This window comes from Candidatus Krumholzibacteriia bacterium (assembly GCA_035649275.1).
In the GTDB taxonomy this organism is placed as follows: domain Bacteria; phylum Krumholzibacteriota; class Krumholzibacteriia.
Map to the genome: position 1 here is coordinate 32,514 of DASRJW010000009.1, position 24,168 is coordinate 56,681.

A 24,168-nucleotide genomic window follows, 5' to 3' on the forward strand; every position below is an offset into this window, starting at 1 on the left:
ACCAGGCTGGACCATGAATTGCTTAAGCGGACGGCAAGCCGGGACGGAGTCCACGGTGACACAGGCGCAGATCAGCCTGACTCGCCCGGAGTGCCAGACGTCGGAGACGTAAAGCGCGGGCCGCCGGTTCTGCACCTCCTCTCGAATCTATGTAGGAGTACGGAGCCTCGCGATCGCAACAATGCGTGGCCCTTTCCAGCCACCAAGAAGTCACTTGCTGGCGTGTCCGGTTTCTGCTTTAACACTCCGTTTCAGGGGTGTCTCATGGAACTGCCGCGAAACATATCGCCCCTGGCGTCTGCACTGTGCCCAGTCCTCGGGCCGGCCCCATCCCGCCTTGCCCGATGGCGGGACCCACCGCTTGGCTGACACGGTTCCCTAATTGAAGGAGGAGCGCGTTGCGTGCTTCGCTCTTCGCGGTAAAGCTTTCCCTCCTACCCTCTGCGCTGGCGCTGTCTGCCGCCTCGGCCGGCGCCACGACCTTGATCCGGCAAGGGCTGGACCACCTCACGACCGGTAACGAAACAATCGTCCAAGCAACCGTCCTCGACATCCACAGTTACTGGAACGCCGACCACCAGTTCATCCTCACCGACGTGCGCCTGCGGCCCTCGCGAATCCTCAAAGGCGAAGCGTCCGGCGACATGATCTGTACCCTCATGGGCGGATCCGTCGGGGATGTGACGACCCTCATCGTCGGCGGGGCGGACCTCGCCCCAGGCTCCGAGTACGTGCTGTTCCTGGCCCACGACGATCTTCCAGGCGCCGCGAACCGGCTGACGATCCGCGACCACTCGCAGGGCGTCTTCGAGATCGTGGGTAGCCGCGCGTTCAGCCAGGCCATCGGCGACCCCCTGCTCCCCGACGAGCACGGGAAAGTCGACGTTCCCGGCGGCGACGATGGTCTCGATCTGGATGAACTGATCGACCAGGTCCGCTCGCACTCCAACCGCTGATGTCTAGGAGGGTCACCATGCACAGAATGACCAACCAGCAGGTAACGGCCGCGGTCGCGTGCGCGTGCGCCGGACTTCTGCTCACATCCAGATCCGAGGCCTTCCGCATGATCCGGAATGCCGGTGTCGGACGCACCTCCTCGGGGTCCACCGTGCCCTGTAATGACCCCGGCGGTTTCGTACACTGGACGACGTCGTCGGTCGGATGGTCGCTCAACCCCGCCAATCAGGGCAGCAAAGCGGGCGTGGTGGGAGCGCTCCAGAATGCGATGACCTCTTGGAATCAGGTCACACCGGCGAGTTACACGGTGGTCTATATCGGAACGACCAGCCGCGGGTTCACCACCGATGGCGTCAACACCGTGATGTGGTCGGTCGGGAACGGTTGCACCGGGGGTTGCCTGGCGATCACTGCCCTTGTCCTGCTATCCGGCCAGGTGATCACCGAAACGGACATCTCGTTCAACGACGCCGCGACCTGGAACACCAACGGGAGCGACTACGATGTCCAAGCGATTGCGGCCCACGAGTTCGGTCACACCCTGGGCATCCACCACACCGAAGTGAAGAAAGCAAGTAACCGGCCCACGATGTATGCCAATTACATCGGCCTCTCCGGCCGGACCCTGGAGAGCGACGACCGCGACGCCCTGAATTGCTCCTTCAACCGCTATCGGCCCGCCGTTCTTGTGGTGGCTGGAGTGGAAACCGGGAACAAGACCATGGCCACGCTCAGCGCGCGCCCGAACCCGCATGGCGCCAACCTGCGTTTCCCGCTCATGCACGAGGACCACGTGAGGCTCGATCTCTTCAACGTCGCTGGGCGCCATGTCGCGACCCTGGTGGACACCGAGATGGGGCCCGGCGAGCACGAGGTGGCATGGGACGGCGCCACGAGTCAGGGCCAGGTCGCGAACGGCGTGTACTTTGCGCGCCTCGCGACGCGCGAAGGCCGGACCAGCGCCACCGTGATCCTTGCGCGGTAGACGGGCTGCACAGCAAACGTGGGCGAGGCCCCGATGAGCTGGCCTACGCCGTGTAAGAAAATGAAGGGGACGCGCCGCCAGCGTAGGCTGCCTTCAGCCCAGGCCGGAGCGCGTCCCCGGTAGCGACGATTCAGCCGAGCCGTACCCAAGACATGCGTGGGACCCTAGGTGACGACCGGCCCCTGTCTCGTCGCCATTTGTGAAACGGAGCGGCAATCTCCTTCCCCGCGGTTGCTCGAAAGCGACCTAGCCGAGCTCTCAAGGAACCGACGTTTGGAGGGGCCGCCGAGGACCGGCATGCCGATGCTCTGTTGCAACGAGCAATCGGCACCTTCGGCGTATCGATTGTCGATTACTGCGCGCAGGCCTCAAGGGCCAGTGGCGAGCTCGAGGGCGCGATCCCAATCGGGCCGATGTCGACAACCTGCTGGGGGACGAGCTCGTTGACTACGGCCTTGCCTTGCTTGTTGGATTGGAAGGTGACGAACGCAACTCCGCCGGTGCAGTCGATGGACCCGGCCAAGGAGATGGTCCCGATGTACTCGGTGTTGGGCGCCAGGTTGTCCAGGTGGACCTGGATCCGCGTGCTGCTCTGCTGAGGCATGTCATTCAGTCGGGCCTCGCCCGAGACACCCTGGGCTGTAAGCGGTGTGAACGACCTCACCTCTGGCTTGGCCGCGAGAGCGACGGTGGCAGCAAGAACGACGACCAGAGCCAAAGGCAACGAGAACTTACGCATGACTCACAACTCCTCACCTCATCGGATCCGCGCATGCTTGAGTGCACCGATACTAGCAGCGCAGCGAAAGACGTGTAAATCGGGGAATCCACCACACGTACCTTGTGCGTCACCACACACATGAGAATCGCGTAAATCACATCGTTACGCGCCTCGCGGTTTTTCAGCACCTGATATCTGTGGTGGGGGATGCCCTGATCTCACATCTCAACGTGAGTAGGAATGGTGAGTTCGCCTTCGGTCCGTGCAACATTCCTCATGCTTTCCCCACATGTCCCTGGCAACGTGGTGGAAACGCATCGCAAACGGGAAGACCTGGACAGCTTGCGTGAGGGCCTCGTTCGGCTCCTGCTGGCGAATCCGTTGTGAAGACGTCAGATCGAAAGTCGGTGTCCTCGAGACCGCGACAGCGATTTTCGCAGCCGTCCCGTTCAACCGCTCCGGTACTCTCTCCGCGCGGAGCGAAACTGACGCTACCGAGGTGACTTACGCTTTTCGTGCGCGTTGGGCGGGCTCTGGAGTGCTTTCCTCGGGAACTTGGAAGGGTGCCAAGCGGTTCTTCTGGTAGGCGGTCCTTCCGCGTCGACGGCACCTTGACAGGGGGCGGGCCAGGGAGAGAAACGTTCTTCTCGTGGCGCAAGCTTCACGGCTGCGCTACTGGCCTCGCTTCGGTGGGACGATGCCGTTCACGCCCTCCGCGATGGTCAGGCCGGAGAGCCAGTCCACCACCGAGACCGTGGTCCGCTTGCCGTCCGGCGCGAGGCCGAAGGACTCGATGGACTCGGTCGAGCCGGCGAAAAGCGTGTCGATCTTGCCGACGCCGGTCTTCCAGGCCGAGAGAGGCCGCCGCAGCAGCATCGGCTGTCCGTCCTCTCGCGCGTAGATGTAGACGACGGCGCTGCCGTCCGGGGTGATCCGTGACCGGCCATTCTGGATCGTTCCGGGCGTGACGTGGAGAGGAACCGGAGCGCTCAGGAGTCTCCTTTCTGAGAGATCGAACACGCCGAGCTTCGAGGACAAGGTTCCGACATCCGTGATGAGGGACAGGTAGCGGCCGTCGGGCGAGAGGTCGGGGATCAGCGTCCCGCCACGCAGCAGGCGCTCTCCATCGCCACCGGTGACGGGAACGCGCCACAGCCCGGACTTGGTCGGATGGGCGGAGCTGTAGAAGACCCAGCGATTATCGGGAGTGACGGACGGGTTCTCCGCATCGAGGCTGTCGCGCGACAGCTGACGCGGAGCGCTTCCATCGCGGCGCGCGGCCCAGATCTCGAAGGCGCCGCTGCGGCCGGAACACCAGAAGATCGACTGTCCGTCCGGGCCATATTCGGGATCCCAGTCGTCCTCTTGATCGTCCGTCACGCGGTGCATCTCGCCGGTTTCCACCGAGACTTCCCAGAGGTCCAGGGTCCCGCCGCGGTTGGACGAGAACATGACCGACTTTCCGTCGGGCGCGTAGACGGGCTGGCGATCGATGGCCATTCCACTCGTGAGGGCGCGACCGGCGAACAGGTTGCGCGCCTCGAGCGAAACCTCCATCAGGTTCTGCCGCGCCAGCAAGCTCGACAGCACCAGACGCCCGTCGGGAAGCAAGTCGATCAAGGAGGGGAAGTTCTCGAGCCAGCCGAGCGCCTGGTACCGTCCGGAGCGCGTATCGAGACGGAACAGACGGGCGGACGACCCGCGCTGGATCGCCGTGACTCCCACGCCTTCTGCGACGATCAGCCCCTTCCCGGTGCCGTCCCACGCCGCGTTCGAGAGCACGGCTCCAGTGGGCGCGGGATAGACGCGCGCCGAGCCGCTCGATGCGTCCACGACGGCCACGGTGTAGGCAGCGTTCTGGCTTCCGCCGACGACCACCGTGATGCGCCGGCCGTCGGGTGACCATCGCGGCGAGACGAGGATGACGGATCCACGCGACCACAACTCCCGGCCGCCGGTTCCGTCCGAATTCGCCACCATCAGGCGCGTGCGCACGCCGGTGCTGTCGGCCAAGCCCGAGATGTACGCAATCCGCTCGCCGTGGGGAGATGGGTCGGCATCCGATGCGTCTTCCAGGAGGAGCCGCGGTGCGCCACCCAGGACCGGAATGCGCCACAGCGACTGCCCAGTGCCCTCTTGGCGAGTGAAGAGAATGCTGCCGCGGTCGGGCGTGAATCGCGGCAGATGATCGGCCTCACCCGTGAGCTTCACCTCGCTTCGCGAGACCATGTCCATGAGCCAGAGCCCCTGCCCATTCTGGCGAACCGCGCTGAAGGCGATGAGGCGGCCATCGGAAGAGACCGCGGGCTCGCTGTCGCGGCTGCCCTGGGACAGGGTCGAGATCCGGATCGAACTCTCGCCGGATGGCGTGTTCGTCATGCGTCCGGTGACGAATGCCACCGCCACGATCACCGCCGCGATCGCCACCTGGATCCAGGGCGCCGAGCGTCGCCCGCGCTCGGTCGCGGCGCTAAGGCCGGCCGGACCGAGGCGCGCGGTGTCGCTCGCGACGAGTTCCAGCGTGAACGCGAGGTCACGCGCCGACTGCAACCGGTCCTCAGGGTCCTTCCGCAGGCATTGCCGGACCACACGCTCCAGCGCGAGCGGCGTCAGCGGCTTCAACTCCGTCATCGCACGAGGCTCGCCGGTCATGATCGCCGCGATCAGGCTCGCGTGGCTCTCCCCCGCAAAAGCCCGCGCTCCGGTGGCCATTTCGTAGAGCACGCAGCCCAGCGCCCACAGATCGCTCCGCGCGTCCGCTTCCTTTGCCTCCAACTGCTCTGGCGCCATGTACTGGAACGTCCCGACGATCTTTCCCTCGGCCGTCAGCGGCCGGATCATGGTCGCCGACTGGCTCACCGCTCCCGGCGCCGGAGCGAGTCCGGCGGGCCGGGCGAGGCCGAAGTCGAGGAGCTTGGCGCCGTTCCGGGCGAGCATGATGTTGCCGGGCTTCAGATCGCGGTGCACCACGCCGGCTCGATGCGCCCAGTCCAGCGCCCCGGCGATCTGCCGGCCGAGTGTGAGCACCTCGGCCAGAGCGAACGGGCCCTTCTCCAGCCGATGGGCGAGCGTCTCTCCCTCCACCAGCTCCATCACCAGGTAGTCGACGCCGTCCTCCTGGCCGAGATCGTAGAGCGTACAGATGTGAGGGTGGTTGAGCTGCGAGATCGTGCGCGCCTCGCGCTCGAAGCGAGCTCGCTCCTCGGCGGAGCCGGTCAGATGCTGGGGCAACACCTTGATCGCCACGTCACGGCCGAGACGTGGGTCGTGGGCGCGGTACACCTCGCCCATTCCCCCGGCCCCGACCGGTGCGACGATCTGGTACCGGCCGAGCCGTTTGCCGGGAGTCAGTGGCATCGGATCAATCATACTCCCAGACGCGGGACGCGCTCGTCCCAACCGCGGTGAAACACTCGCGTCTCACCCTCCCAGGCATCGAGCCGTGCGATGACGACGAACTCGGTTTTCGTACAAGTGATCTGGATCTCGGTCTCGACGGCAACGCGCCACGCCTCACGTCGCAGCTCGGTTCGCTGGGCCATCGCGGCTCGAGCCCGCAAGGGATCGTCGGGGTGGATTCGAATCTCTACGTCGGTACCGTCGCCGCCCTCGATGTTCCCGGCGACTTCGAGGCGCGAGAGAGCCACGCCGCCGTGCTCATCGAAGCCGGACCGCGTGCGGGTGATGTGGTCATGAGATAGAGGATCGATTTCGACTCGTCGGTCATGAGAGCCCTTGGTGAGCGGCGACCACTCCGAGGAGCGGGCCTGCTCCGGAGGTTCGAATGCTCGGAGATCGGCATCTTTGGGATCCGGCGGACGCACAGGCAGAGAGAACGTGCTGCTCTCGGTGAGAAGGGTGAGCCGGACGGGTTCGGGAGATGGCCAAAGGAGAGGCCAACACGCGTTCGAGAGGGCGAGGCGCACCCGCTGGCCCGGCGGAAAGACATGGGCTACGTCCTTGAGGCGAATGGTGGCGTCCATCGGACGGCCGGGCTCCAGGGGTTGCCAGTTCTCGTGGGCCGCATCGTGCGTCAGATTGAGGACGCCATAGCTCACGCGCGTGGAGCTCCCGTCCGGCGAGACGTCGCAGAGTCGCGCGACCAGGAAGGCCGCGGGCCGATCCGATGCCACAACGACCCTCACCTCCGGAGCTCCAAGGATCTCGAGCCGTTCCGTCAGCACCTCCGAATCGAAACAGAGCGAGTCCGCGTCGTCCTCCCGCTGGTCGCGCAGATTGGCGATGAGCCAGCTCCCCGAAGCACGGCCCGTCGTCTGGGGCGAAGCGATCGTGAGACGCGCCGAGACGACCGAGTCACCGAGCCTGTCCGGGGCCAGTCGGAACACTCGATGGCGGATGCGCGGAGAGGGCCAATGTGCTTCGGCGACCCACCGGCCAGGACGGTCTTCGCCGCGGAAGCCAGCCGGAACACTCTCAGACATCCAGACGCGGTAGCGGGGCTCGCTGTCGCTCGGCGGTATGTGCGCCATGCTCTCGCGCTGGCCAGGACGCTTGTCGTCGTTTCCTTCTCCAAGGCAGTTGTGCCACCAGCGCAGAGCTTCCTGCAAGAAGCCGATGCTCGGACCCGGGCTGGCGTCGTGGGGATACGCATGTCCCCACGGACCGACGAGACCGCGACTGGGGACGCGGAGGCCTGATAGGAGCCGGGGGATCGCGCTCGTATAACCATCCGCCCATCCGCCGACGGCGAAGACCGGACAGGCGATTGCACCGTAGTCGTAGCGGACGGAGCCTTGCTTCCAGTACGCGTCCGCCAGCGGGTGCTGGAGCCAGCGCAGGGGATGAGGTTCGGCGGCCTCGAGCCGCTCGAGCCACATGGCGCGCCAGTTGGATCCGACCAGCTCGGGGTCGGGTGGCTGCACCACGAGCTGGAAGAAGGTCGCACCCCACCACAGGCTGTCGTTCAAGAGACACCCGCCCATGTAATGGACGTCGTCCGTGTAGCGATCATCCGTGGAGCAGACCGTTACGATGCCTCGGAGCTCCGGGGGCCGGCGCGCCGCGATCTGCAGCCCGTTGAAACCGCCCCACGACTTGCCGATGAGACCCACAGCACCCGTGCACCAGGGCTGTGCCGCGATCCAGCGGATGGCCTCGACGCCGTCCTCCTGCTCGAGTGGCAGATACTCATCGCGAAGCACTCCCTCGGATTCCCCCGAGCCGCGCAGGTCGATGCGCACGGCCGCCAGGCCGTGGCCGGCGAACCAGCGATGCATCGCTTCGTCGCGATCCCGAGTGCCGAGGCGCTTGCCGTACGGGATGTACTCGATCACGGCGGGGACGGGGGAACGCTCCGCTCCATCAGGCAGCCAGAGCCGAGCGGCGAGTCGGCAGCCGTCGCGCAGCGGAATCCAAAAGTGCTCGATCTCGCGCACTTCGTAGGGAAAGACGTCGACGACGCTCACATGTCCTCCAGGGCTGCGTGATTCGATCGGCGCCATGAATGCGCCAGGGAAGAGTATGCTCATCTCGAGACTCGTGGCAATCCGGCATGGAGGGGAGCTCGACGCCCGACCACCGGCCGACGCGGGGTGCTAGAGCCATGACATATCTCGTCAGGCAGCCGTGTGACGAAGGGGTGATGGCATCCGGACCGGTAGCGATTCCCTGTGCCGAGTCTTCGGGGCCTTGGGTGCTGGCGGCGACCATTCTCGGATCGAGCCTGGTGTTCATCGATGGAACGGTCGTCAACGTGGCGTTGCCGGCGCTGCAAACCGCCATGAACGCTACGGTCGTGGACGTGCAGTGGGTCGTCGAGGCCTACGCTCTGTTCCTCGCGGCGCTGCTGCTCGTAGGGGGATCGCTCGGCGACCAATTCGGCCGGAGACTCGTGTTCTGCATCGGCGTCGGGATCTTCGCTCTGGCCTCCGTCTGGTGCGGGCTCGCTCCCGACGTCGAGCAGTTGATCGCCGCGCGGGCAATCCAAGGCGTGGGAGGTGCGCTGCTCGTGCCCGGCAGCCTGGCGCTCATCAGCGCCTCCTTCAGCGAGGAGAAGCGCGGGCAGGCGATCGGCACCTGGTCGGGCTTCAGCGCCATCACCGCCGCGATCGGGCCTGTCCTCGGCGGCTGGCTGATCGATCGCATCTCTTGGCGAGCTGTCTTCTTCATCAATATCCCGTTGGCCGCCGTCGTGCTGGTGCTAGCGTTCTGGCACGTGCCAGAGAGTCGGGCGCGCGACCGGGAACACGGCTTGGATTGGACGGGGGCGGCGCTCGCAACCGCCAGCCTGGGCGCGATCGTCTACGGCCTGATCGAATCCTCGCGATGGGGCTTCGGGCACCCACGAGTGCTCGTCGCGCTCCTTGGCGGCTGCGTCGCCTCGCTCTTTTTCCTCCTCGTCGAGAGACAGCAGCGAAATCCAATGTTGCCGCTCAGCCTGTTCCGATCCAGAGACTTCAGCGGCGCGAATGTGCTCACTTTGTTCTTGTACGCCGCGCTCGTCGGCGCGCTCTTCTTCTTCCCTCTGGATCTGGTGCAGGTGCAGGGTTACTCTGCCACCGCAGCCGGCGCCGCTTTTCTTCCCTTCATCCTCATCATGTTCCTTCTCTCGCGCTGGTCGGGCGGATTGATCCAGCGTTACGGAGCCAGGTTGCCGCTCGTGGTGGGGCCGACGATCGCCGCGCTCGGGTTCGCTCTTTTCATGCGACCTGGAATAGGCGGCAGCTATTGGCTGACTTTCTTTCCAGCGGTCGTGGTGCTCGGTCTAGGGATGGCCGTCAGCGTTGCCCCCCTGACGACGACGGTGATGAACGCGGTCCAAAGCGACCGCGCCGGCATCGCCTCGGGGGTCAACAACGCCGTTTCTCGCGCCGCGGGACTGATCGCGGTCGCCGCGTTCAGCCTGGTCATGCTGCACACCTTCGACCGCGGTCTCGACCACCGCCTGTCCGCGCTCGACCTCAGCCGCGAAACGCGGCAGCTCCTCGACGGAGAGCGCATCAAGCTGGCCGGCGCGCAAGTGCCGGAAGGTCTCGCTTCGGAGATGCGGCTCGTGGTCCGACAGGCGATCGAAGAATCGTTCGTGTCCGGATTCCGCCGGGTCATGCTTGTCGCCGCCATGCTGGCGCTCCTGAGCGCGCTCGTCGCCGGCCTCTTGATTCGTAAAGAAAGGCCTGCGGCCAAGTTTTGAGCCGCAGGAGAAGAACTGGGAGATGACGCTGGCCGCGCTGAAGAAGTACTTGGAGCAGTAGCCTGTGGCGACCGATCTCGCAAGGATCGTGCGTGAGCTGGCGTCCTTCTACGACGTCACCGACAAGAAGCTCGTCGTCGTCGGAGCGGGTGGAGAACAGTTGCTCGAGTTCGCTCGCCCGGCGCGTCAGGTCCTCGCCGTCGACAAAGACGGCGCGGCGCTCGAGCAGCTCGCGGCGCGTCTTCAGGACTGCGGGTTCGCGGACAAATTCACCCTGGTGACAAGCGACGTGGCCGACGTGAGCGAGCCCGGCGACGTCGTGTACCTCGAGTTCTGTCTCCATGAGATGCCGGATCCTGATCGCGCCCTCGACCATGTCAGGTCTCTGGCGCCTGACGTGGTCGTGATCGACCATGCCGTGGGCTCACCCTGGTCGTGGTGTGCAGCCGAGGATCGTATGGTGGAAACCGCTTGGCGAGCCGTCGAGCGCAGGACGATCCGCCGGCAGCACACCGTCGAAGGCGAGCAGCGCTTTCCCGACGATGCCGCTCTCGCGGCGCGGCTGGTCTCTCAGGGGCCGCTGAGCGTGGAACGCATCGGCGCGTATCGCGGTCGAGCGCCCATCGTGATTCCCATGCCCTATCGCCTCGCACTTCTCTGACATCGCGCCATGCCGCCTGCCGGCACCGTCCACCGTCACGCCCGCTTCCGGCGGCCGAAGAGGAAGCGGTGCGAGACCAGGAACACCATGAGACAGAGGCCGCCGATGCAAAGGAGGGCGAAGAGCGGCACGGCGATGGCGAGGACCGCGGTCAGGACCGAGCCGGAGAACTCCGCCAGCGCGACGAGCGGGTTCGCCAGGCCGCCGGTCGCGAGCGTCGATTTGAGCCGCGCCAGCACGGTCGCGCCCTGCACCATCCCGGCGGCGCCGCCTCCGGCGATGATCGCGAGACTCCATTTCAGGTATGGAGGCATTTCGGTCATGACCGCGGCGCTGGCGAGCACCCCCGCCAACACTGCCGCCGGCGTCGCCACCAGGTCGAGGACGTGGTCCAGCCAGGGAACGGAATAGGCAATGATCTCGACGAGGGTCGCTGTAGCGAGGATGATCAACGCCGGGTTGGTGCTCAACCAATCGAAGCCGCTCGTCAACGGCAGGTGGCCAGTGCGGCTCGCGACGCAGGCGATGAGGAGGGGCACGAAGACTCGGAATCCCGCGGCTGCCGCCAGCCCGAGACCGATGGCGATGCTGAGCGCTGTCTCCATGTCTCCGCCCCTGGGGTCCGGATACTCGCCGTGCTGCGCGACCTACTCGCAGCGGGGCGCCAGCACACTCTCCGTGACCGCCAGGCCTGCTCCAGTTTCAGCGCCCGAGTTCCTCAGAGCGCTGTCGGGCTGCGTGCACGGCTTCGATGAAAGTCCGTACCCAGTGCTTCTTCTCGAGCGCGGTGACGGCGGCGTGCGTCGTGCCATTCGGCGAGGTGACCCGGGCGCGGAGCTCGGCAGGATCGGCCGGGTCGTGCGTGAGCAACCGAGACGCCCCGGCGAAAGTCTGATACGTGAGCGCGTACGCCTGTTCCTTGCTCAAGCCCTCCTCGATGGCCGCCTGGATCAATGCTTCGGCGAGGAGGAAAACGTAGGCGGGCCCCGTGCCGCTCACCGCCGTGACCGCGTCCATCTGTCCTTCCTCGACGATCACGGTCTTTCCCACGCACCCCAGGATGTTGAGCGCCGTCACCAGGTGCGTGTCCGTGGCGTAACGGCCCTTGGCCACCGCGGTCACGCCCATGCCGATGGCGGCCGGCGTATTCGGCATGGCCCGGATCACCGGGCAGCCGCCGAGGGCCGTCTCGAGGCGATCCATGTGGATGCCCGCTGCGATGGTGATGGCCAGCTTGTGCGACGCATGAGCCGGGGCCACCTGCGCCAGGGCCTTGTTCATGTCCTGCGGTTTGACAGCGAAGAGCACCGTGGCCGCACTGGCCGCAGCCAAAGCGGAATCGTCGGTGGTCTGCAACCCCAGGCGCTCCTCCAGGGAGCGCCGGCGCGATTCGCGCCGCCCCGAAACGATGATGGCGTCGCGGTCCCAGCCCGAGGCGATGAGCCCCTCGGCGAGAGCCGCGCCCATGAAGCCGCCCCCGATGATGGCGAGCCTCTTCGCCGCCTGCACCGGAGCTCCCGCAGGTGTCGAAGCCGTTCCGCTCATGATTGCTTCATTCCACCCAGTCGGCGAGGAAGATGTTCGTGTCCGTGCGCCCCTTGGAGTTGCGATTGCTGGCGAAGACGAGCCGCTTGCCGTCGGGGCTGAACATCGGGAACCCGTCGAAGGTCGGGTCGAAGGTCACCTGCTCGAGGCCGGTGCCGTCCACGCGGATCAGCCACAAGTCGAAGTTGCGGCTCTGCGGCGCTCCCACGTTGGAGGCGAAGATGACCTTCGTACCGTCGGGGGTGAAGAAGGGGCAGAAGTTGGCGGCGCCGTTGCTCGTGAGCTGCTTCGGCTCACTGCCGTCGGCGTTGGCGATAAAGATTTCGAGGGCTCCAGGGCGGATCACATGGTTCTGCCGCAGATCCTCGTACGCCATCTTCTCTTCCGGGGTCCGTGGTCGCGAAGCCCGCCAGACGATCTTCTTGCCGTCGGCAGAAAAGAAGCCACCACCGTCGTATCCCGGCTCCTTGGTGAGACGCCGCACGTCGGAGCCGTCGGCGTTCATGCTGTAGAGATCGAGGTCGCCGTCGCGGCCGGAGGTGAAGAGAATGCGGCCGTCCGGGCCGATGGTCCCCTCGGCGTCATAGCCCTCCGTGGCCGTGAGGCGCACGAGATGGCTCCCGTCCGGATCGGCGCTGAAGAGATCGTAGCTCGGGTACAGCTTCCACACGTACCCCTTGGAGTAATCCGGCGGCGGCGGGCAGTCGGGCGAGGCCAGGTGCGTCGAGGCGTAAAGGATGCGCTTGCCGTCGGGGAAGAAGAAGGCGCACGTCGTCCGCCCCTTGCCGGTGGAAACGAGGCGCACGTTCGAGCCGTCTGCATCCATGGTGAAGATCTGATCGCAGTGCAGGCTGTCCCGCGTCGATTGCAGGATCAGCTTCTTGCCGTCCCTCGACCAGTAGGCTTCGGCGTTCTCGCCTCCGAAGGTGAGCTGACGGATGTTGCGGAGGTGCTTCTCCCCCTCGCGCCAGAGATCCTGCGCGCCCGCCGCGGCGGTCAAGGCGGCGGCGAGCGCACCAACGAACGCGAGGCTCCTGCACACGCCGCGCCTATCCACCGTCGACTCCTTTGCACTCGGTGCCGGAGCGTGGCGGCTCCCACCCCGAGGCTCTCGTGTCCGTGCTGCAGGCTCGAACCACCGCGGCGGCTCCTGCAGCGCCATGCAGCCGGGAAGCGAGTAAACGGCAGGGCATTTCGGGAGTCAAGAGAACCCCGATGTGCCAGAATGCCGGGGGGAGGCTCGCGTGCACGACCCCATCGGGGTGCTGCTCACCAACCTCGGCACGCCGGACGCACCCACGGCGCCGGCGGTGCGGCGTTATCTGCGGGAGTTCCTCTCCGACCGTCGCGTCGTGGACCTGCCGCGCCCGCTCTGGCTGCCGATCCTGTATGGCTTCGTTCTCACCCTCCGCCCGCGTCGCTCTGCCCGCGCCTACGCGAGCATCTGGACGAACGAGGGTTCGCCGCTGCTCAGTATCATGCAGGACCTGGCCGCTGCTTTCGAGAGCGCCCTGCACCTGCAGACGACGGTCCCCGTGCATGTCGCTGTGGGCATGACCTACGGCAACCCGAGCATGGCCCAAGGTCTCGAGCGGCTGCGCGACGCCGGTTGCCTGCGTGTGTTGGTGCTGCCGCTCTACCCGCAGTACTCCTCACCCACGACGGGCTCCGCCTTCGACGCTGTGGCCCGCGCGCTCACGTCCTGGCGCCGAGTGCCGGAGCTGCGTACGATCTCCGACTACCACGACCACCGCCTCTATCTCCAAGCGCTCGGGCGCAGCGTGCGTGAGTTCTGGGGACAACACGGCGAGCCGGACCGCTTGCTTGTTTCGTTCCACGGCATGCCGCAGCGGTTCGACGCCGCCGGCGATCCCTATCGCGGCCAGTGCGAAGCGACCGCGAGTTCTTTGACCGGGCTTCTGGGTCTCGACGCCCAACGCACTTTGCTCGCCTTCCAGTCGCGCTTCGGGCGGGAGGAGTGGCTGCAACCGTACACGGACGTCACCCTGCAGGAGTGGGCACGCCAGGGCATCTCGACGGTGGACGTCGTCTGCCCGGGCTTCGCGGTGGATTGCCTGGAAACACTGGAGGAGATCGCCATCCGTTACCGGCAGGCGTTCCTCGCCGCCGGCGGTCAGCGCCTGCGCTACATCCCCGCTTTGAACGACCGCCCCGATCATGTCACGGCCCTGGTGGATCTCGCCATAGCCAAGCTGCAGGGGTGGTTGTAGCTGCTTGCACGGGAATGAAGGCGGCTCTACTCCGCAAGGATCTCACCGATGAAATCTAAGTAGTCTTCCAGATCGACATCGGGGGAAACCTGAGCCGCCAACGCGCTGCCAGGCCGACGAAAAAGAAATGCCTTGGCGCCGAAGGTACTTGCCATCCGCCGGCGAGCGACTACAATGGTTAGCGCTCCCCTGTTGCCGAACTGCCGCCCTCTCGAGTATCGACCGCGCAGGGTCGCCTTGCGCTCTTCACCGCGTCGTGGCCGCGCACGAGCGTGTGCACCGTGGCGGAGCGCCAGGAAAGACAGAGCTGATGCAAAGGGAAGTCGAGCATGGATCGTGACATGCAATACACAGTGGACTTCGATGAGAGTGCGTGGCTCGTGCGCTGCAAGGTGGCTGGAACCATCCACGTCGAACGTGTCGCCGCCATGGTCGCCGACGGACTCGTGGTCGCCCGCACGCACGCCTGTCGTTGCGCACTCATCGATTGCAGAGAGGCTACGGCCAGAGATTCCACCACCGAGACCTTCGAGATCATGAGCGGCCTCGACCGCTTCGGCCTCGAGCGCTCCGATCCCATCGCCGTCGTCTATCCCAAGGGCGCTTGGAGCCCTCAGTTCGCCGAGACCGTGGCCCGGAATCGAGGTTGGCGGAGCATTCGATTCTTCACCGACCTGAGCGCCGCCGAGGATTGGCTGCAAGAAACACGGGCTACACGAGTTTCCTGAGCGTTGTTATACTGGGGCAGCCCGCACTGCCACGAAAGGCAGGGTTCTGCCCTTGCTCCGCCTCTTTCTGCCCGTCTGCAGAGCACCTCGTCGCCCCCGTGATCGCCCTTCCTCGGAGAGGGTTGGTGGGCTCCTAGCCTTTCTCTGCGTCGCCTGCGTTTCCTGGGTTGGTTTTCAGGGTGCGGCGGCGAAGGTCGCCGCCGAGGCGTCTCTCGGTGTGCGTCTCGCCCGCGCCTGGGCCTCGATCGAACCGGGTGAGACCATCACTGCCTGGGTCTTCCTGCGCGACAAGGGAAACCCACCGCAAGAGCGACCCTTCTTCGAACTCATTTCGGAGCGTTCGCTCCGGCGCCGCCTCCGGGTGCGGTCGCCCGAGGAGGTCATCGACTCCGGCGACATGCCGCTCGATCCTTCCTACGTCGCTGCGGTGGCTGCCCGGGTGCATCAGGTCCGCCAGCGCTCCAAGTGGCTCAATGCCGTGAGTGTCGAGGCGACACGGGAGCAGTTGGCCGCGCTGCGCGGCTTGCTGTGCGTTCGCTCGCTCGAGATCGTGGCGCCTCGGATACGCCCCTCAGTGGCTCCCAGCTACCCATCGCTCGCCAGCGTCCCACCTCTCGGTCGAAGCACGACCGCGTCGCCCCTTTCCTCGAGCACCGTCCCATCGCCTCCTCTGCAGAGCACCATCCCGTCACCTCCTTCCCTCGGCACCGTCCCCTCCCGCTTCGACTACGGCTGGTCGCTCAACCAGCTGCAGCAAATCCGCGTCGTCGATCTCCACAACATGGGCTTGACCGGCAAGGATGTCTTCATCGGTCACTTCGACAACGGCTACCGCCTGCTGTCGCACGAATCGCTGACCGGCTTGCGTGTGCATGCCGCCTGGGACTTCGTCGCCAACGAGCCGAACCCGGACCCCATTCCCTGCGGGCCCGGCGAAACTTGCGACTCCCATGGACTGGAGACACTCTCCATCCTGGCGGGGTTCAAGGAAGGCAAGCTCATCGGGCCGGCCTTCGAGGCGACGTATTTGCTGGCCCGTACCGAGAGCGATGCGGTCGAATCGACGGCGGAAGAGGATCTCTGGGTCGCGGCCATGGAGTGGGCCGACAGCATCGGCGTCGACGTCGTGAGCTCGTCCGTGGGCTACCGCGGTTTCGATGATCCCCTGACGAGCTACACCTGGGAGGACATGGACGGGAACACGGCGGTGATCACCCGCGCCGCCGACATGGCCGTGGCGCGCGGCATCGTCGTCGTGGCGGCCATTGGCAATGATGGCCTCCTGCAAGACTTCAACACGATCTATGCCCCGGCCGACGGCGACTCCGTGCTCGCCGTCGGCGCGATCGACCAGAACGGTGCCTATTCCATCCTCAGCTCCTACGGCCCGACGGCGGACGGCCGCACCAAGCCCGACGTGCTCGCCGAAGGCATCGGCACGATCATGGCGCTGTCGTCGAACTCCATCGCCTACGGCGGCGGTTTCGGCACCTCGGCGGCGTGTCCTCTCGTCGCTGGGGCGGCGGCATTGCTGCGCTCCGCATTCCCGGCGGCGACGCCGGTGCAGATCGCCACAGCCCTGCGTTCGACGGCGAGCCGCTCTGCGGCGCCGGACCGCTTCGAGGGCTGGGGAATCATCGACGCGCTGGCGGCGTATCGCTACCTCCGCGACCTGGGGCCGGCCCCATCGCCCTTCGGTGGCCGCACCGCGCGCATCGTGCCGAATCCCTACCCCGTCGGCCCGACGACACCCATCCAGATCGAGCTGCCGGAACCGGCGTACGTCACCCTGCAGCTCTTCGACGTCCGCGGCCGCCGGGTGCGGGCGCTGCTCGCCGAACCCTTGCCCGCCGCCGAGCACACGATCCCCTGGAACGGCCTGGACGACGGTGGTCACGGCGTCGCCTCGGGTGCCTACTTCCTCCAGCTGCAAGCGAGCTCCCTCGCCGCACCGGAGCGCGTGGAGCGCGAGACGCGCAAGGTCATCCTGCTGCGGTAGCGGCGCCGACAGCTCTACGGCGCGCCGGCGCACGGGGCCCAGAGTGAGGTCGAAAAGGTCGCGTTCGGGCCCCATCCGACCCGTTTCAACCGCAACTCACGGCGGTGCTCGGCGTAGTCGCAGGAGGTCCGATCGGTGATGCTCTGGGACAGGATCCAGGTGTCGCCATCGACGACCAGGGCCTCGATCGCGTTCACCCCAGGGTCGGGGATGAAGCCGCGGTAGCTCCAGTGGCTGCTCCCCGCTGCGTCGGCGCGCAACGTCGATGAGGTGGCGTACTGAACGATCGTCCGTGGGTGCGGCACGCTGCAATCGTCCTCCGGGTCAGCCCAGTCGGAGAACAAGAGATAGAACGTCCCGGCGTGTGAGAGGACGTACGGGTTCTCTGCTTGACCGCCGGTGGGCTGGCCGCCGCTCCCGGCTGTCAGCAGGCGGGTGGCGTCGATGTAGCCCGCCCCCAGCCAATGGACCAGGTCCGCGGAGTACGCGACCGTGACGACTCCGAAGCCGTTGGTGCTCTTCGCGGTGGCGAACAGGACCCAGCGCCCATGGGCGGCATCCCAGAGGACGAACGGATCCCGGCACTGCTGGTTGTGCGCTCCTGGCGGCCCGCCCCAGGTCGTCCACGCCTCCGCACAGTCGTAGATGCAGCCGTCGCCGGAGGTCTGGTGGCAACGGTTCAGTGGAAAGCGCGTCCAGGTGGTGAGATCCGTGGAAGTGGCGAGGCCGAGGCGCTGCTTGGCGTCCGGGCCGGTTCCGCTCGTTCCGGTGTAGAACATGAAGTACGTCTTTCCGTTCTGAACGATGTGCGGTGCCCAGAGCGCCTGAGAATCCCAACCGCCTGGGTTTTTCTGTAGCGCGACGCCGACGTAGGTGAGGTTCTGCAGGTCTGTCGTGGTGTAGTGCATGATGTCGCTGCCGACCCCTCGATCCTCGTTCTGGAAGAACAGATGGTAAGCGCCGCTGGCGTCTTCGATCCAGGCATGGTCGACGATGTCGTCGTCTTCGTCATCGATCGTGGGGTAGTTCTCGTCACGGGGATAGCCATCGCCATCATCGTCATCGATCTTGGAGCTCAGGAAAACGGTGTTTGTGGTCGGATTGCAAAGCGTTGTACCGTCGCGCCCCATGGGGTCGCCGCCGCAGCCGAAGATCAGGAGCGGGATGCAGACGGCACCAGCCGCGAGCGCACGCCCTCGAAGCCGGGACCACATGCGGCGCCTCCAGAGCGCTTCAGGGCGGGGGCATCCCGGGTGGCAACTTCATCGTAGCACTTCGGCGCGAGGAGCCCATGCGGGAAGAATCACAACTCATCCGCGCCATCGGCCGCTGGACTCTCGTGGCTCTCGTGCTGAATTCGATCATTGGCAGCGGTATCTTCGGTCTGCCGGCGGTGGTCGCAGGCAAGCTGGGCACCGCCAGCATATGGGCCTATCTCGTGGCGGCGGCGGGCATCGCCGTGATCGTCGCTTGCTTCGCCGAGGTGGGTTCGCAGTTCCGCCAGGCAGGCGGCCCGTATCTTTACGCGCGCGCGGCATTCGGCCGCTTCGTCGGCATTCAGGTCGGCTGGCTGGCTTGGCTCGTGCGCCTGACCTCGGCCGCGGCCAACGCGAACCTGTTCGTCCTGTACCTCGCCGAGTTCTGGCCGCGGGCCGAGCAGCCGCTCGAGCGCGCCGGGGTACTGTCTTTGCTCCTCGGCGGTCTGACCCTGGCGAACGTCCGCGGCGTGCGGACTGGGACGCGACTGAGCAGCGTCTTCGCCATCGCCAAGCTCCTGCCGCTGGTCCTCTTCATCGTCGCCGGGCTCGTCTTCCAGCACACGAGGGCGGCGCCGAACACCGTACCTGCGGGCACGGGGGGCTGGCTCGAGGCGCTGTTGCTCCTCGTCTTCGCCTACGGCGGCTTCGAGGCTGCGCTGCTGCCGATGGGCGAAGCCAGGAACCCACGTCGGGATGCTCCCATCGCGCTGTTCGTAGGTCTCGCTGCCGTGACTGTGGTCTACACGCTCGTGCAGGTGGTCGTGGTCGGTACGCTCGATTTTTCGGCAGGAACGGAGCGGCCGCTCGCGACTGCTGCCCGCGGGTTCCTGGGCCCCGAAGGGGCGGCCTTGATCGCCGCGGGCGCGCTCCTTTCCGTCTATGGCTACCTGAGCGGACAGTTCGTGAGCGCGCCACGGCTGACTTTCGCCCTCGCTGAGCAGGGCGACTTCCCGGTCGGGCTCGCGTCCATTCACTCGCGGTTTCGCACCCCCCATGTCTCGATCGTCGCCTACGCGGTCCTCGTTTTCGGTCTGGCCGTCGCAGCGAGCTTCCGCTGGAACGCAGCGCTCTCCGCCCTGGCACGCCTGTTGACCTACGGTCTGGTCTGCGGCTCTCTGCTCGTTCTGCGCCGGAGACAGCCGCACGCGCACGCCTTCCGGTTGGCGGGCGGCACGTTCTTCGCGGTTCTGGGCATCGCATTCTGCTGCGTGCTCGTGAGCCGCATGGGGAAAGTGGAGATGGTCGTCCTCCTGGCGACGGCAACGCTGGCCTCGGCCACCTGGTTCTGGGCGCGGCGCCGGACGGCGTGAGGTGCGGCAGCAGGGGAATCCGGCGCGGCCTCGCCGGCCGCCGGCGACCGTCGTGCATCGAACCGGTTTCTCCCCGACAGCAGACCAGTATTATCGCTCGCGGTACAGGATGGCGAATCCCGCACCACGTGCCCGGTGATTATTCTAGGTGAGTGCGTACATGGTGCCCCTTGCGGAGCCGCGTAGGCGACCAAACCCAACGTGTCGAAGCTCCCGTATGCCGGGTTCGATGGGTAGGACGGACATCGAGTTGTACCGATAGACAATGGCTCAAGGCGGGGTGGAACACGGGGACCAGGGCGTGGTCGCGAAGGTCCCGCCGGGGCCCCAGACGAGCCGCTTCAAGCGCAACTCGCGGCGATGCTCGGCATAGTCGCAGGAAGTGCGATCAGCGATGCTCTGGGACAAGATCCAGGTGTCGACGCCGAGGTGGAGCGCCTCGATCGCGTTCACACCAGGATCGAGTGTGAAACCGCGGTAGCTCCAGTTGTGGCTCCCCTCCGCGTCGGCATGCAGGGTCGATGAGGTGGCGTACTGGACGATCGTCCGCGGATTCTGCACCGTGCAGTCGTCCTCTGGGTCAGCCCAGTCGCAGAAGAGGAGAGTGTACGAGCCGTCCCGCGCCAGGACGTAGGGGTTCTCCGCTTGACCACCGAACGGCTGGCTGCCGGATCCCCCCGCCAGCCGGCGCGTGGCGTCGACATAGCCCGCACCTGTCCAGTGCACCAGATCTCCGGAGTAGGCCACAGTGACGACACCGTAGCGGTTGGTGCTCTTCGCGGTGGCGAACAGGACCCAGCGCCGCTCCGCCTCGTCCCAGAGGACGAACGGATCACGGCACTGTTGGTTGTACGTTCCTGGTTGCCCACCCCAGGTCGTCCACGCTTCTGCGCACTCGTAGATGCACCCGTCACCGGTCGTCTCGGGGCAACGGTTCACCGGAGTGCGCCTCCAGGTGATGAGGTCCGAGGAGGTGGCGAGGCCGATGCGCTGCTTGCTGGTTCCGCCGGTCCCGCTCGTTCCAGTGTAGAACATGAAATACGTGTGGCCGTTCTGGACGATGTGAGGCGCCCAGAGTGCCTGAGAATCCCAGCCGCCAGGGTTTTTCTGCAGGGCGACGCCGACATAGGTGAGCGCCTGCAGGTCCGTCGTCACGTAGTGCACGATGTCGCTCCCGGCCCAACCCTCGTTCTGGAAGAACAGGTGGTGCGCGCCATGGGCGTCCTCGATCCAGGCATGGTCGGCGATGTCGTCGTCTTCGTCATTGACGGCGGGGTAGTTCTCGTCGCGGGGATAGCCGTCGCCATCGTCGTCGTCGTTGGCGCTCAAGAAAACGGGGCTGGCCGTCGGTCTGCATGGCGAGGTGCCGTCGGCGCTCATGGGGTCGTCGCGGCAACCGAGGAGGAGGAGCGGGAAGCAGACAGCACCGACCGCGAGCGCACGCCCTCGAAGCCGGGTCCACATGTCGTGCCTCCAACGCGATGTCGGGGGCAGCTTCATGGTAGCACGGCGGCGGCGCTCGGGAGATGGCCCGACTCTCGACCCGCCGGCTCTTGCCGGCGAATGTGGATTCTCCCCCAGAGAGAGGTTAGATTCCGTGGGATGGACACAGTACCGGGTCCCCGCAGCCGCGAGCTGATGCAGCGCGCCGTTTCCCGGCTGCCGGGAGGGGTGAACTCGCCGGTGCGCGCCTTTCGGGCCGTGGGCGGCGACCCGATCTTCGTGGTACGCGGCGAAGGTCCCCGGGTGTGGGACGCCGACGGGCAGAGCTACATCGACTACATCGGCTCCTGGGGGCCTCTCCTCTTCGGCCATGCGCACCCGCGCATCGTGGACGCGGTGCGTGAGGCGAGCGCCCGCGGCACCAGCTTCGGCGTGCCCACGGAAGCCGAGGTCACCCTCGCCGAGCGTCTCTGCGCCATGGTGCCCGGCCTCGACATGGTCCGCCTGGTGAACTCGGGGACCGAGGCCACCATGTCGGCCATCCGGCTCGCCCGCGCCTACACCGGCCGCTCCAAGATCGTGAAGTTCGCCGGCTGCTACCACGGTCATGCCGATTCCTTCCTCATCAAGGCCGGCTCGGGCGTGGCGACGCTGGGTCTGCCCGACAGCCCCGGGGTCACCACGGGGGTGGCGAGCGACACCCTGGTGGCGGAATACAACGACGTCGATCTCGTGGCCGAGTATTTCGACGCCAACCATGGCGCCATCGCTTGCATCATCGTGGAACCCGTGGTCGGCAACATGGGTGTCGTCGTGCCGCGCCAGCACTACCTGGAAAAACTACGCGCCCTGTGCGACGAGAATGACGCGCTCTTCATCTTCGACGAGGTGATGACCGGCTTCCGCCTGGCGCCGGGCGGCGCCCAGGAGCGCCTGGGAATCGGCGCCGATCTCGTCACCTTCGGCAAGGTGATCGGCGGTGGTCTACCCATCGGTGCCTATGGCGGCCGTCGCGATCTCATGGAGATGATCGCCCCGAGCGGCCCGGTCTACCAGGCGGGGACGTTGTCGGGGAATCCCGTGGCGGTGGCGGCGGGTCTCGCCATGCTCGATCTCATCGCCGCGACACCGAGCCTCTACCAGCAGCTCGAAGCGAGCACGAAGCGGCTCGCCGACGGGATCGAAGACCATCTGCGCCGGCTGAAGGTGCAAGCCTGCGTGCAGCGCTTCGGCTCCATGTGGACACTGTTTTTCCACCCTGGCCCGGTGCGCAGCTGGCAGGATGCCGTGGGCTGCGACACCCAGCGCTTCGCTCGCTTCTACCAGGCCCTCTTGCAGCGTGGTGTTCTCCTGCCCCCGTCGCAGTTCGAGGCCTGCTTCGTGAGCGCGGCGCACGACGACGCCAGCATCGATGCGACCCTCCAGGCGATCGGTGCGGCGCTCGAGGAGATCCGGGCGTGAGCGACGCCCCCTTCCTGCAGGCCTGCCGGCGACAGCCGGTGCCGCACCGCCCGGTGTGGTTCATGCGCCAGGCCGGGCGCTACATGCCGGAGTACCGTGCTCTCCGCGAGCGCGCCAGCTTCCTCGACATGTGCCGCAATCCCGATCTGGCGGTCGAGGTGACCCTGCAACCCGTCCGCGCCCTCGGCGTCGACGCGGCCATCCTCTTCAGCGACATCCTCATCACCATGGAAGGCATGGGCATCCGCGCCGAGTTCGCTCCCGGCCCGGTGATCCCCGACCCCGTGCGCACCCGCGCCCAGGTGCAGGCCTTGCGCGTGCCGGACCCCGAGGAAGCGGTGCCCTTCGTCCTGGAAGCGCTGCGGCGCCTGCGGCGAGAGCTGCCCCGCCACATTGCCCTCGTCGGTTTCTGCGGCGCTCCCTGGACTCTGGCCAATTACGTGGTCGAAGGGGGCGGCGCCAAGGAATTCACCCGCTTGAAACGCTTCCTCTACGAAGACCCGGAGGCAGGCGAAATGTTGCTGCACAAACTGGCGGCGACGAGCACCGCCTATCTGGTGGCGCAGATCGAAGCCGGGGCGCAAGCGGTGCAGATCTTCGACACCTGGGCCGGGCTGCTCGATCCGGACGACTTCGCGCGCTGGGCCTTGCCCCACGTGCGGCAGATGATCGTGGAGGTGAAGCGCGCCACCGCGGGAGCAGCGCCCATCGTCTACTTCGCCCGCGATGCTTGGTCCGCGGCAGCGCACTTGAAGGCGTGCGGCGCCGACGTGCTCTCCATCGACTGGCGCACGCCCCTCGACCTGGCGCGCCGGACGCTGGGTGCGGACATCGCCGTGCAGGGGAATCTGGATCCGGCGGCGCTTTTCGCCCCCTGGCCGCTGCTGCAAGCGCGGGCCGACGCCGTCCTCGCCCGCGCCGGCGACACCCCCGGCCACATCTTCAATCTCGGCCATGGCATTTTGCCGGAGACCCCGGTGGACAGCGTCCGGCGCCTGGTCGAGCACGTGCACGAGCGCTCGACACCGGGTGGACGAGGGACAGCACCACCGCGCCCCCACCGCTCCGGCAGCCCCGAGGAGGCGGCATGAGCAAAGGGCGGATGGAAGCCTTCAGCGATGGTGTGATCGCCATCATCATCACCATCATGGTGCTGGAATTGAAGGTGCCGCGTACAGCCGAACTGACCGCGCTGCGGCCGGTCTTGCCGGTCTTCCTCATCTATGCGGTCAGCTACTTGTATCTCGGCATCTACTGGAGCAACCATCACCATCTGCTCCAGGCCACCGCACACGTCAACGGCCGGGTCCTTTGGGCCAACCTGCACCTGCTGTTCTGGTTGTCGCTCTTCCCCTTCGTCACCGGCTGGGTGGGACACACCGAGTTCGCTCCCTGGCCCATGGCGATCTACGGCACGGTGCTGCTCTGCGCAGCCGTGGCCTACTACATCCTCTCCCGCGCCTTGCTCAGCCTCCACGGCAGGGAGTCCGTGCTCGCCGCAGCACTCGGCAGAGACCTCAAGGGCAAGTTGTCGGTGTTGATCTACGTGGTGGCCATCCCGCTCGCCTTCGTGGGCTGGTGGCTCGCCGGTGGCCTCTACTTTGGCGCCTCCCTCCTCTGGATCGTCCCCGATCGTCGCATCGAGAAGACCCTGTCGCGTTGAAGCCACAGTGGGGGGAGTGGTTTCGGGTCTCGAGGCAGCTAGTCACCGGGCGACT

The 24,168-nt window shown here is 66.4% G+C and carries 19 protein-coding genes; 11 read left to right on the forward strand and 8 right to left on the reverse strand.

What is annotated here, in order from left to right:
• Window positions 1-398 precede the first annotated feature (398 nt).
• The gene (locus tag VFE28_00400; protein ID HZM14434.1) at window positions 399-956 is read left to right on the forward strand and encodes a hypothetical protein; all 558 of its coding nucleotides are present in this window, start codon (window positions 399-401) and stop codon (window positions 954-956) included.
• A 17-nt stretch (window positions 957-973) separates the two neighbouring features.
• Window positions 974-1,942 carry a matrixin family metalloprotease gene (locus VFE28_00405; GenBank protein ID HZM14435.1) on the forward strand — a complete coding sequence of 323 codons (969 nt, stop codon included), beginning with the start codon at window positions 974-976 and terminating at the stop codon, window positions 1,940-1,942.
• Between the two features lie 352 nt (window positions 1,943-2,294).
• Here VFE28_00405 and VFE28_00410 read toward each other — a convergent pair whose 3' ends face one another.
• From VFE28_00410 to VFE28_00420, 3 genes are all read right to left on the reverse strand, one after another.
• The gene (locus VFE28_00410; GenBank protein ID HZM14436.1) at window positions 2,295-2,681 is read right to left on the reverse strand and encodes a hypothetical protein; all 387 of its coding nucleotides are present in this window, start codon (window positions 2,679-2,681) and stop codon (window positions 2,295-2,297) included.
• Between the two features lie 654 nt (window positions 2,682-3,335).
• Window positions 3,336-6,032, reverse strand: a complete 2,697-nt coding sequence (locus VFE28_00415; GenBank protein ID HZM14437.1) for a protein kinase — start codon at window positions 6,030-6,032, stop codon at window positions 3,336-3,338.
• Entirely contained in the window at window positions 6,029-8,089 is a 2,061-nt protein-coding gene (locus tag VFE28_00420; GenBank protein HZM14438.1) for a CocE/NonD family hydrolase, read from the reverse strand. The genes VFE28_00415 and VFE28_00420 overlap by 4 nt, the downstream gene beginning before the upstream one ends.
• Before the next feature lie 227 nt (window positions 8,090-8,316).
• Here VFE28_00420 and VFE28_00425 point away from each other — a divergent pair, with 227 nt between their 5' ends.
• Together VFE28_00425 and VFE28_00430 are read left to right on the forward strand one after the other, a co-directional pair.
• The gene (locus VFE28_00425) at window positions 8,317-9,813 is read left to right on the forward strand and encodes an MFS transporter (GenBank protein ID HZM14439.1); all 1,497 of its coding nucleotides are present in this window, start codon (window positions 8,317-8,319) and stop codon (window positions 9,811-9,813) included.
• Between the two features lie 64 nt (window positions 9,814-9,877).
• Window positions 9,878-10,474 carry a class I SAM-dependent methyltransferase gene (locus tag VFE28_00430; GenBank protein HZM14440.1) on the forward strand — a complete coding sequence of 199 codons (597 nt, stop codon included), beginning with the start codon at window positions 9,878-9,880 and terminating at the stop codon, window positions 10,472-10,474.
• Window positions 10,475-10,509: 35 nt separating this feature from the next.
• On the opposite strand, the gene VFE28_00435 is transcribed toward VFE28_00430, so the two are convergent.
• From VFE28_00435 to VFE28_00445, 3 genes are all read right to left on the reverse strand, one after another.
• Window positions 10,510-11,079 (reverse strand): DUF4126 domain-containing protein, encoded by a 570-nt coding sequence (locus VFE28_00435; protein ID HZM14441.1) that lies wholly within the window; start codon window positions 11,077-11,079, stop codon window positions 10,510-10,512.
• 97 nt (window positions 11,080-11,176) lie between these two features.
• Window positions 11,177-12,019, reverse strand: a complete 843-nt coding sequence (gene proC / locus VFE28_00440; protein ID HZM14442.1) for a pyrroline-5-carboxylate reductase — start codon at window positions 12,017-12,019, stop codon at window positions 11,177-11,179.
• 7 nt (window positions 12,020-12,026) lie between these two features.
• Window positions 12,027-13,061, reverse strand: coding sequence for a hypothetical protein (locus VFE28_00445; protein ID HZM14443.1), 1,035 nt, complete (start codon window positions 13,059-13,061; stop codon window positions 12,027-12,029).
• Window positions 13,062-13,263: 202 nt separating this feature from the next.
• On the opposite strand from VFE28_00445, the gene hemH reads away from it, so the two are divergent.
• From hemH to VFE28_00460, 3 genes are all read left to right on the forward strand, one after another.
• Window positions 13,264-14,250 carry a ferrochelatase gene (hemH, locus tag VFE28_00450; protein ID HZM14444.1) on the forward strand — a complete coding sequence of 329 codons (987 nt, stop codon included), beginning with the start codon at window positions 13,264-13,266 and terminating at the stop codon, window positions 14,248-14,250.
• Between the two features lie 329 nt (window positions 14,251-14,579).
• Window positions 14,580-14,978, forward strand: coding sequence for a hypothetical protein (locus VFE28_00455; protein HZM14445.1), 399 nt, complete (start codon window positions 14,580-14,582; stop codon window positions 14,976-14,978).
• 217 nt (window positions 14,979-15,195) lie between these two features.
• On the forward strand, window positions 15,196-16,977 hold the full coding sequence (locus tag VFE28_00460) for a S8 family serine peptidase (protein HZM14446.1): 1,782 nt from the start codon (window positions 15,196-15,198) through the stop codon (window positions 16,975-16,977).
• Window positions 16,978-16,991: 14 nt separating this feature from the next.
• Here the strand turns inward: VFE28_00460 and VFE28_00465 are convergent, their stop codons facing one another.
• A complete protein-coding gene (locus VFE28_00465; GenBank protein HZM14447.1) occupies window positions 16,992-18,191 on the reverse strand; it encodes a family 43 glycosylhydrolase in 1,200 nt (399 codons plus the stop codon).
• Window positions 18,192-18,268: 77 nt separating this feature from the next.
• Here VFE28_00465 and VFE28_00470 point away from each other — a divergent pair, with 77 nt between their 5' ends.
• Complete coding sequence (locus VFE28_00470; protein HZM14448.1) at window positions 18,269-19,546, forward strand: APC family permease; 1,278 nt, start codon at window positions 18,269-18,271, stop codon at window positions 19,544-19,546.
• A gap of 270 nt (window positions 19,547-19,816) precedes the next feature.
• Here VFE28_00470 and VFE28_00475 read toward each other — a convergent pair whose 3' ends face one another.
• Window positions 19,817-21,010, reverse strand: coding sequence for a hypothetical protein (locus VFE28_00475; protein ID HZM14449.1), 1,194 nt, complete (start codon window positions 21,008-21,010; stop codon window positions 19,817-19,819).
• Between the two features lie 138 nt (window positions 21,011-21,148).
• On the opposite strand from VFE28_00475, the gene hemL reads away from it, so the two are divergent.
• Genes hemL through VFE28_00490 form a run of 3 tightly spaced genes read left to right on the forward strand, consistent with a single transcriptional unit; the run spans window position 21,149 to window position 24,113 of the window.
• On the forward strand, window positions 21,149-22,450 hold the full coding sequence (gene hemL / locus VFE28_00480; protein HZM14450.1) for a glutamate-1-semialdehyde 2,1-aminomutase: 1,302 nt from the start codon (window positions 21,149-21,151) through the stop codon (window positions 22,448-22,450).
• A complete protein-coding gene (hemE, locus tag VFE28_00485) occupies window positions 22,447-23,541 on the forward strand; it encodes a uroporphyrinogen decarboxylase (protein ID HZM14451.1) in 1,095 nt (364 codons plus the stop codon). Before hemL ends, hemE begins: the two co-directional genes overlap by 4 nt.
• The gene (locus tag VFE28_00490; protein ID HZM14452.1) at window positions 23,538-24,113 is read left to right on the forward strand and encodes a TMEM175 family protein; all 576 of its coding nucleotides are present in this window, start codon (window positions 23,538-23,540) and stop codon (window positions 24,111-24,113) included. The genes hemE and VFE28_00490 overlap by 4 nt, the downstream gene beginning before the upstream one ends.
• The last annotated feature ends 55 nt before the right edge of the window (window positions 24,114-24,168 follow it).

Coding starts and splice junctions, on each gene's coding strand:
- VFE28_00405 (HZM14435.1), top strand. CDS start 974: ATGCACAGAATGACCAACCAGCAGGTAACGGCCGCGGTCGCGTGCGCG.
- VFE28_00410 (HZM14436.1), bottom strand. CDS start 2,681: ATGCGTAAGTTCTCGTTGCCTTTGGCTCTGGTCGTCGTTCTTGCTGCC.
- VFE28_00415 (HZM14437.1), bottom strand. CDS start 6,032: ATGATTGATCCGATGCCACTGACTCCCGGCAAACGGCTCGGCCGGTAC.
- VFE28_00435 (HZM14441.1), bottom strand. CDS start 11,079: ATGGAGACAGCGCTCAGCATCGCCATCGGTCTCGGGCTGGCGGCAGCC.
- proC (HZM14442.1), bottom strand. CDS start 12,019: ATGAGCGGAACGGCTTCGACACCTGCGGGAGCTCCGGTGCAGGCGGCG.
- VFE28_00455 (HZM14445.1), top strand. CDS start 14,580: ATGGATCGTGACATGCAATACACAGTGGACTTCGATGAGAGTGCGTGG.
- VFE28_00465 (HZM14447.1), bottom strand. CDS start 18,191: ATGTGGTCCCGGCTTCGAGGGCGTGCGCTCGCGGCTGGTGCCGTCTGC.
- VFE28_00470 (HZM14448.1), top strand. CDS start 18,269: ATGCGGGAAGAATCACAACTCATCCGCGCCATCGGCCGCTGGACTCTC.
- VFE28_00475 (HZM14449.1), bottom strand. CDS start 21,010: ATGTGGACCCGGCTTCGAGGGCGTGCGCTCGCGGTCGGTGCTGTCTGC.
- hemL (HZM14450.1), top strand. CDS start 21,149: ATGGACACAGTACCGGGTCCCCGCAGCCGCGAGCTGATGCAGCGCGCC.
- VFE28_00490 (HZM14452.1), top strand. CDS start 23,538: ATGAGCAAAGGGCGGATGGAAGCCTTCAGCGATGGTGTGATCGCCATC.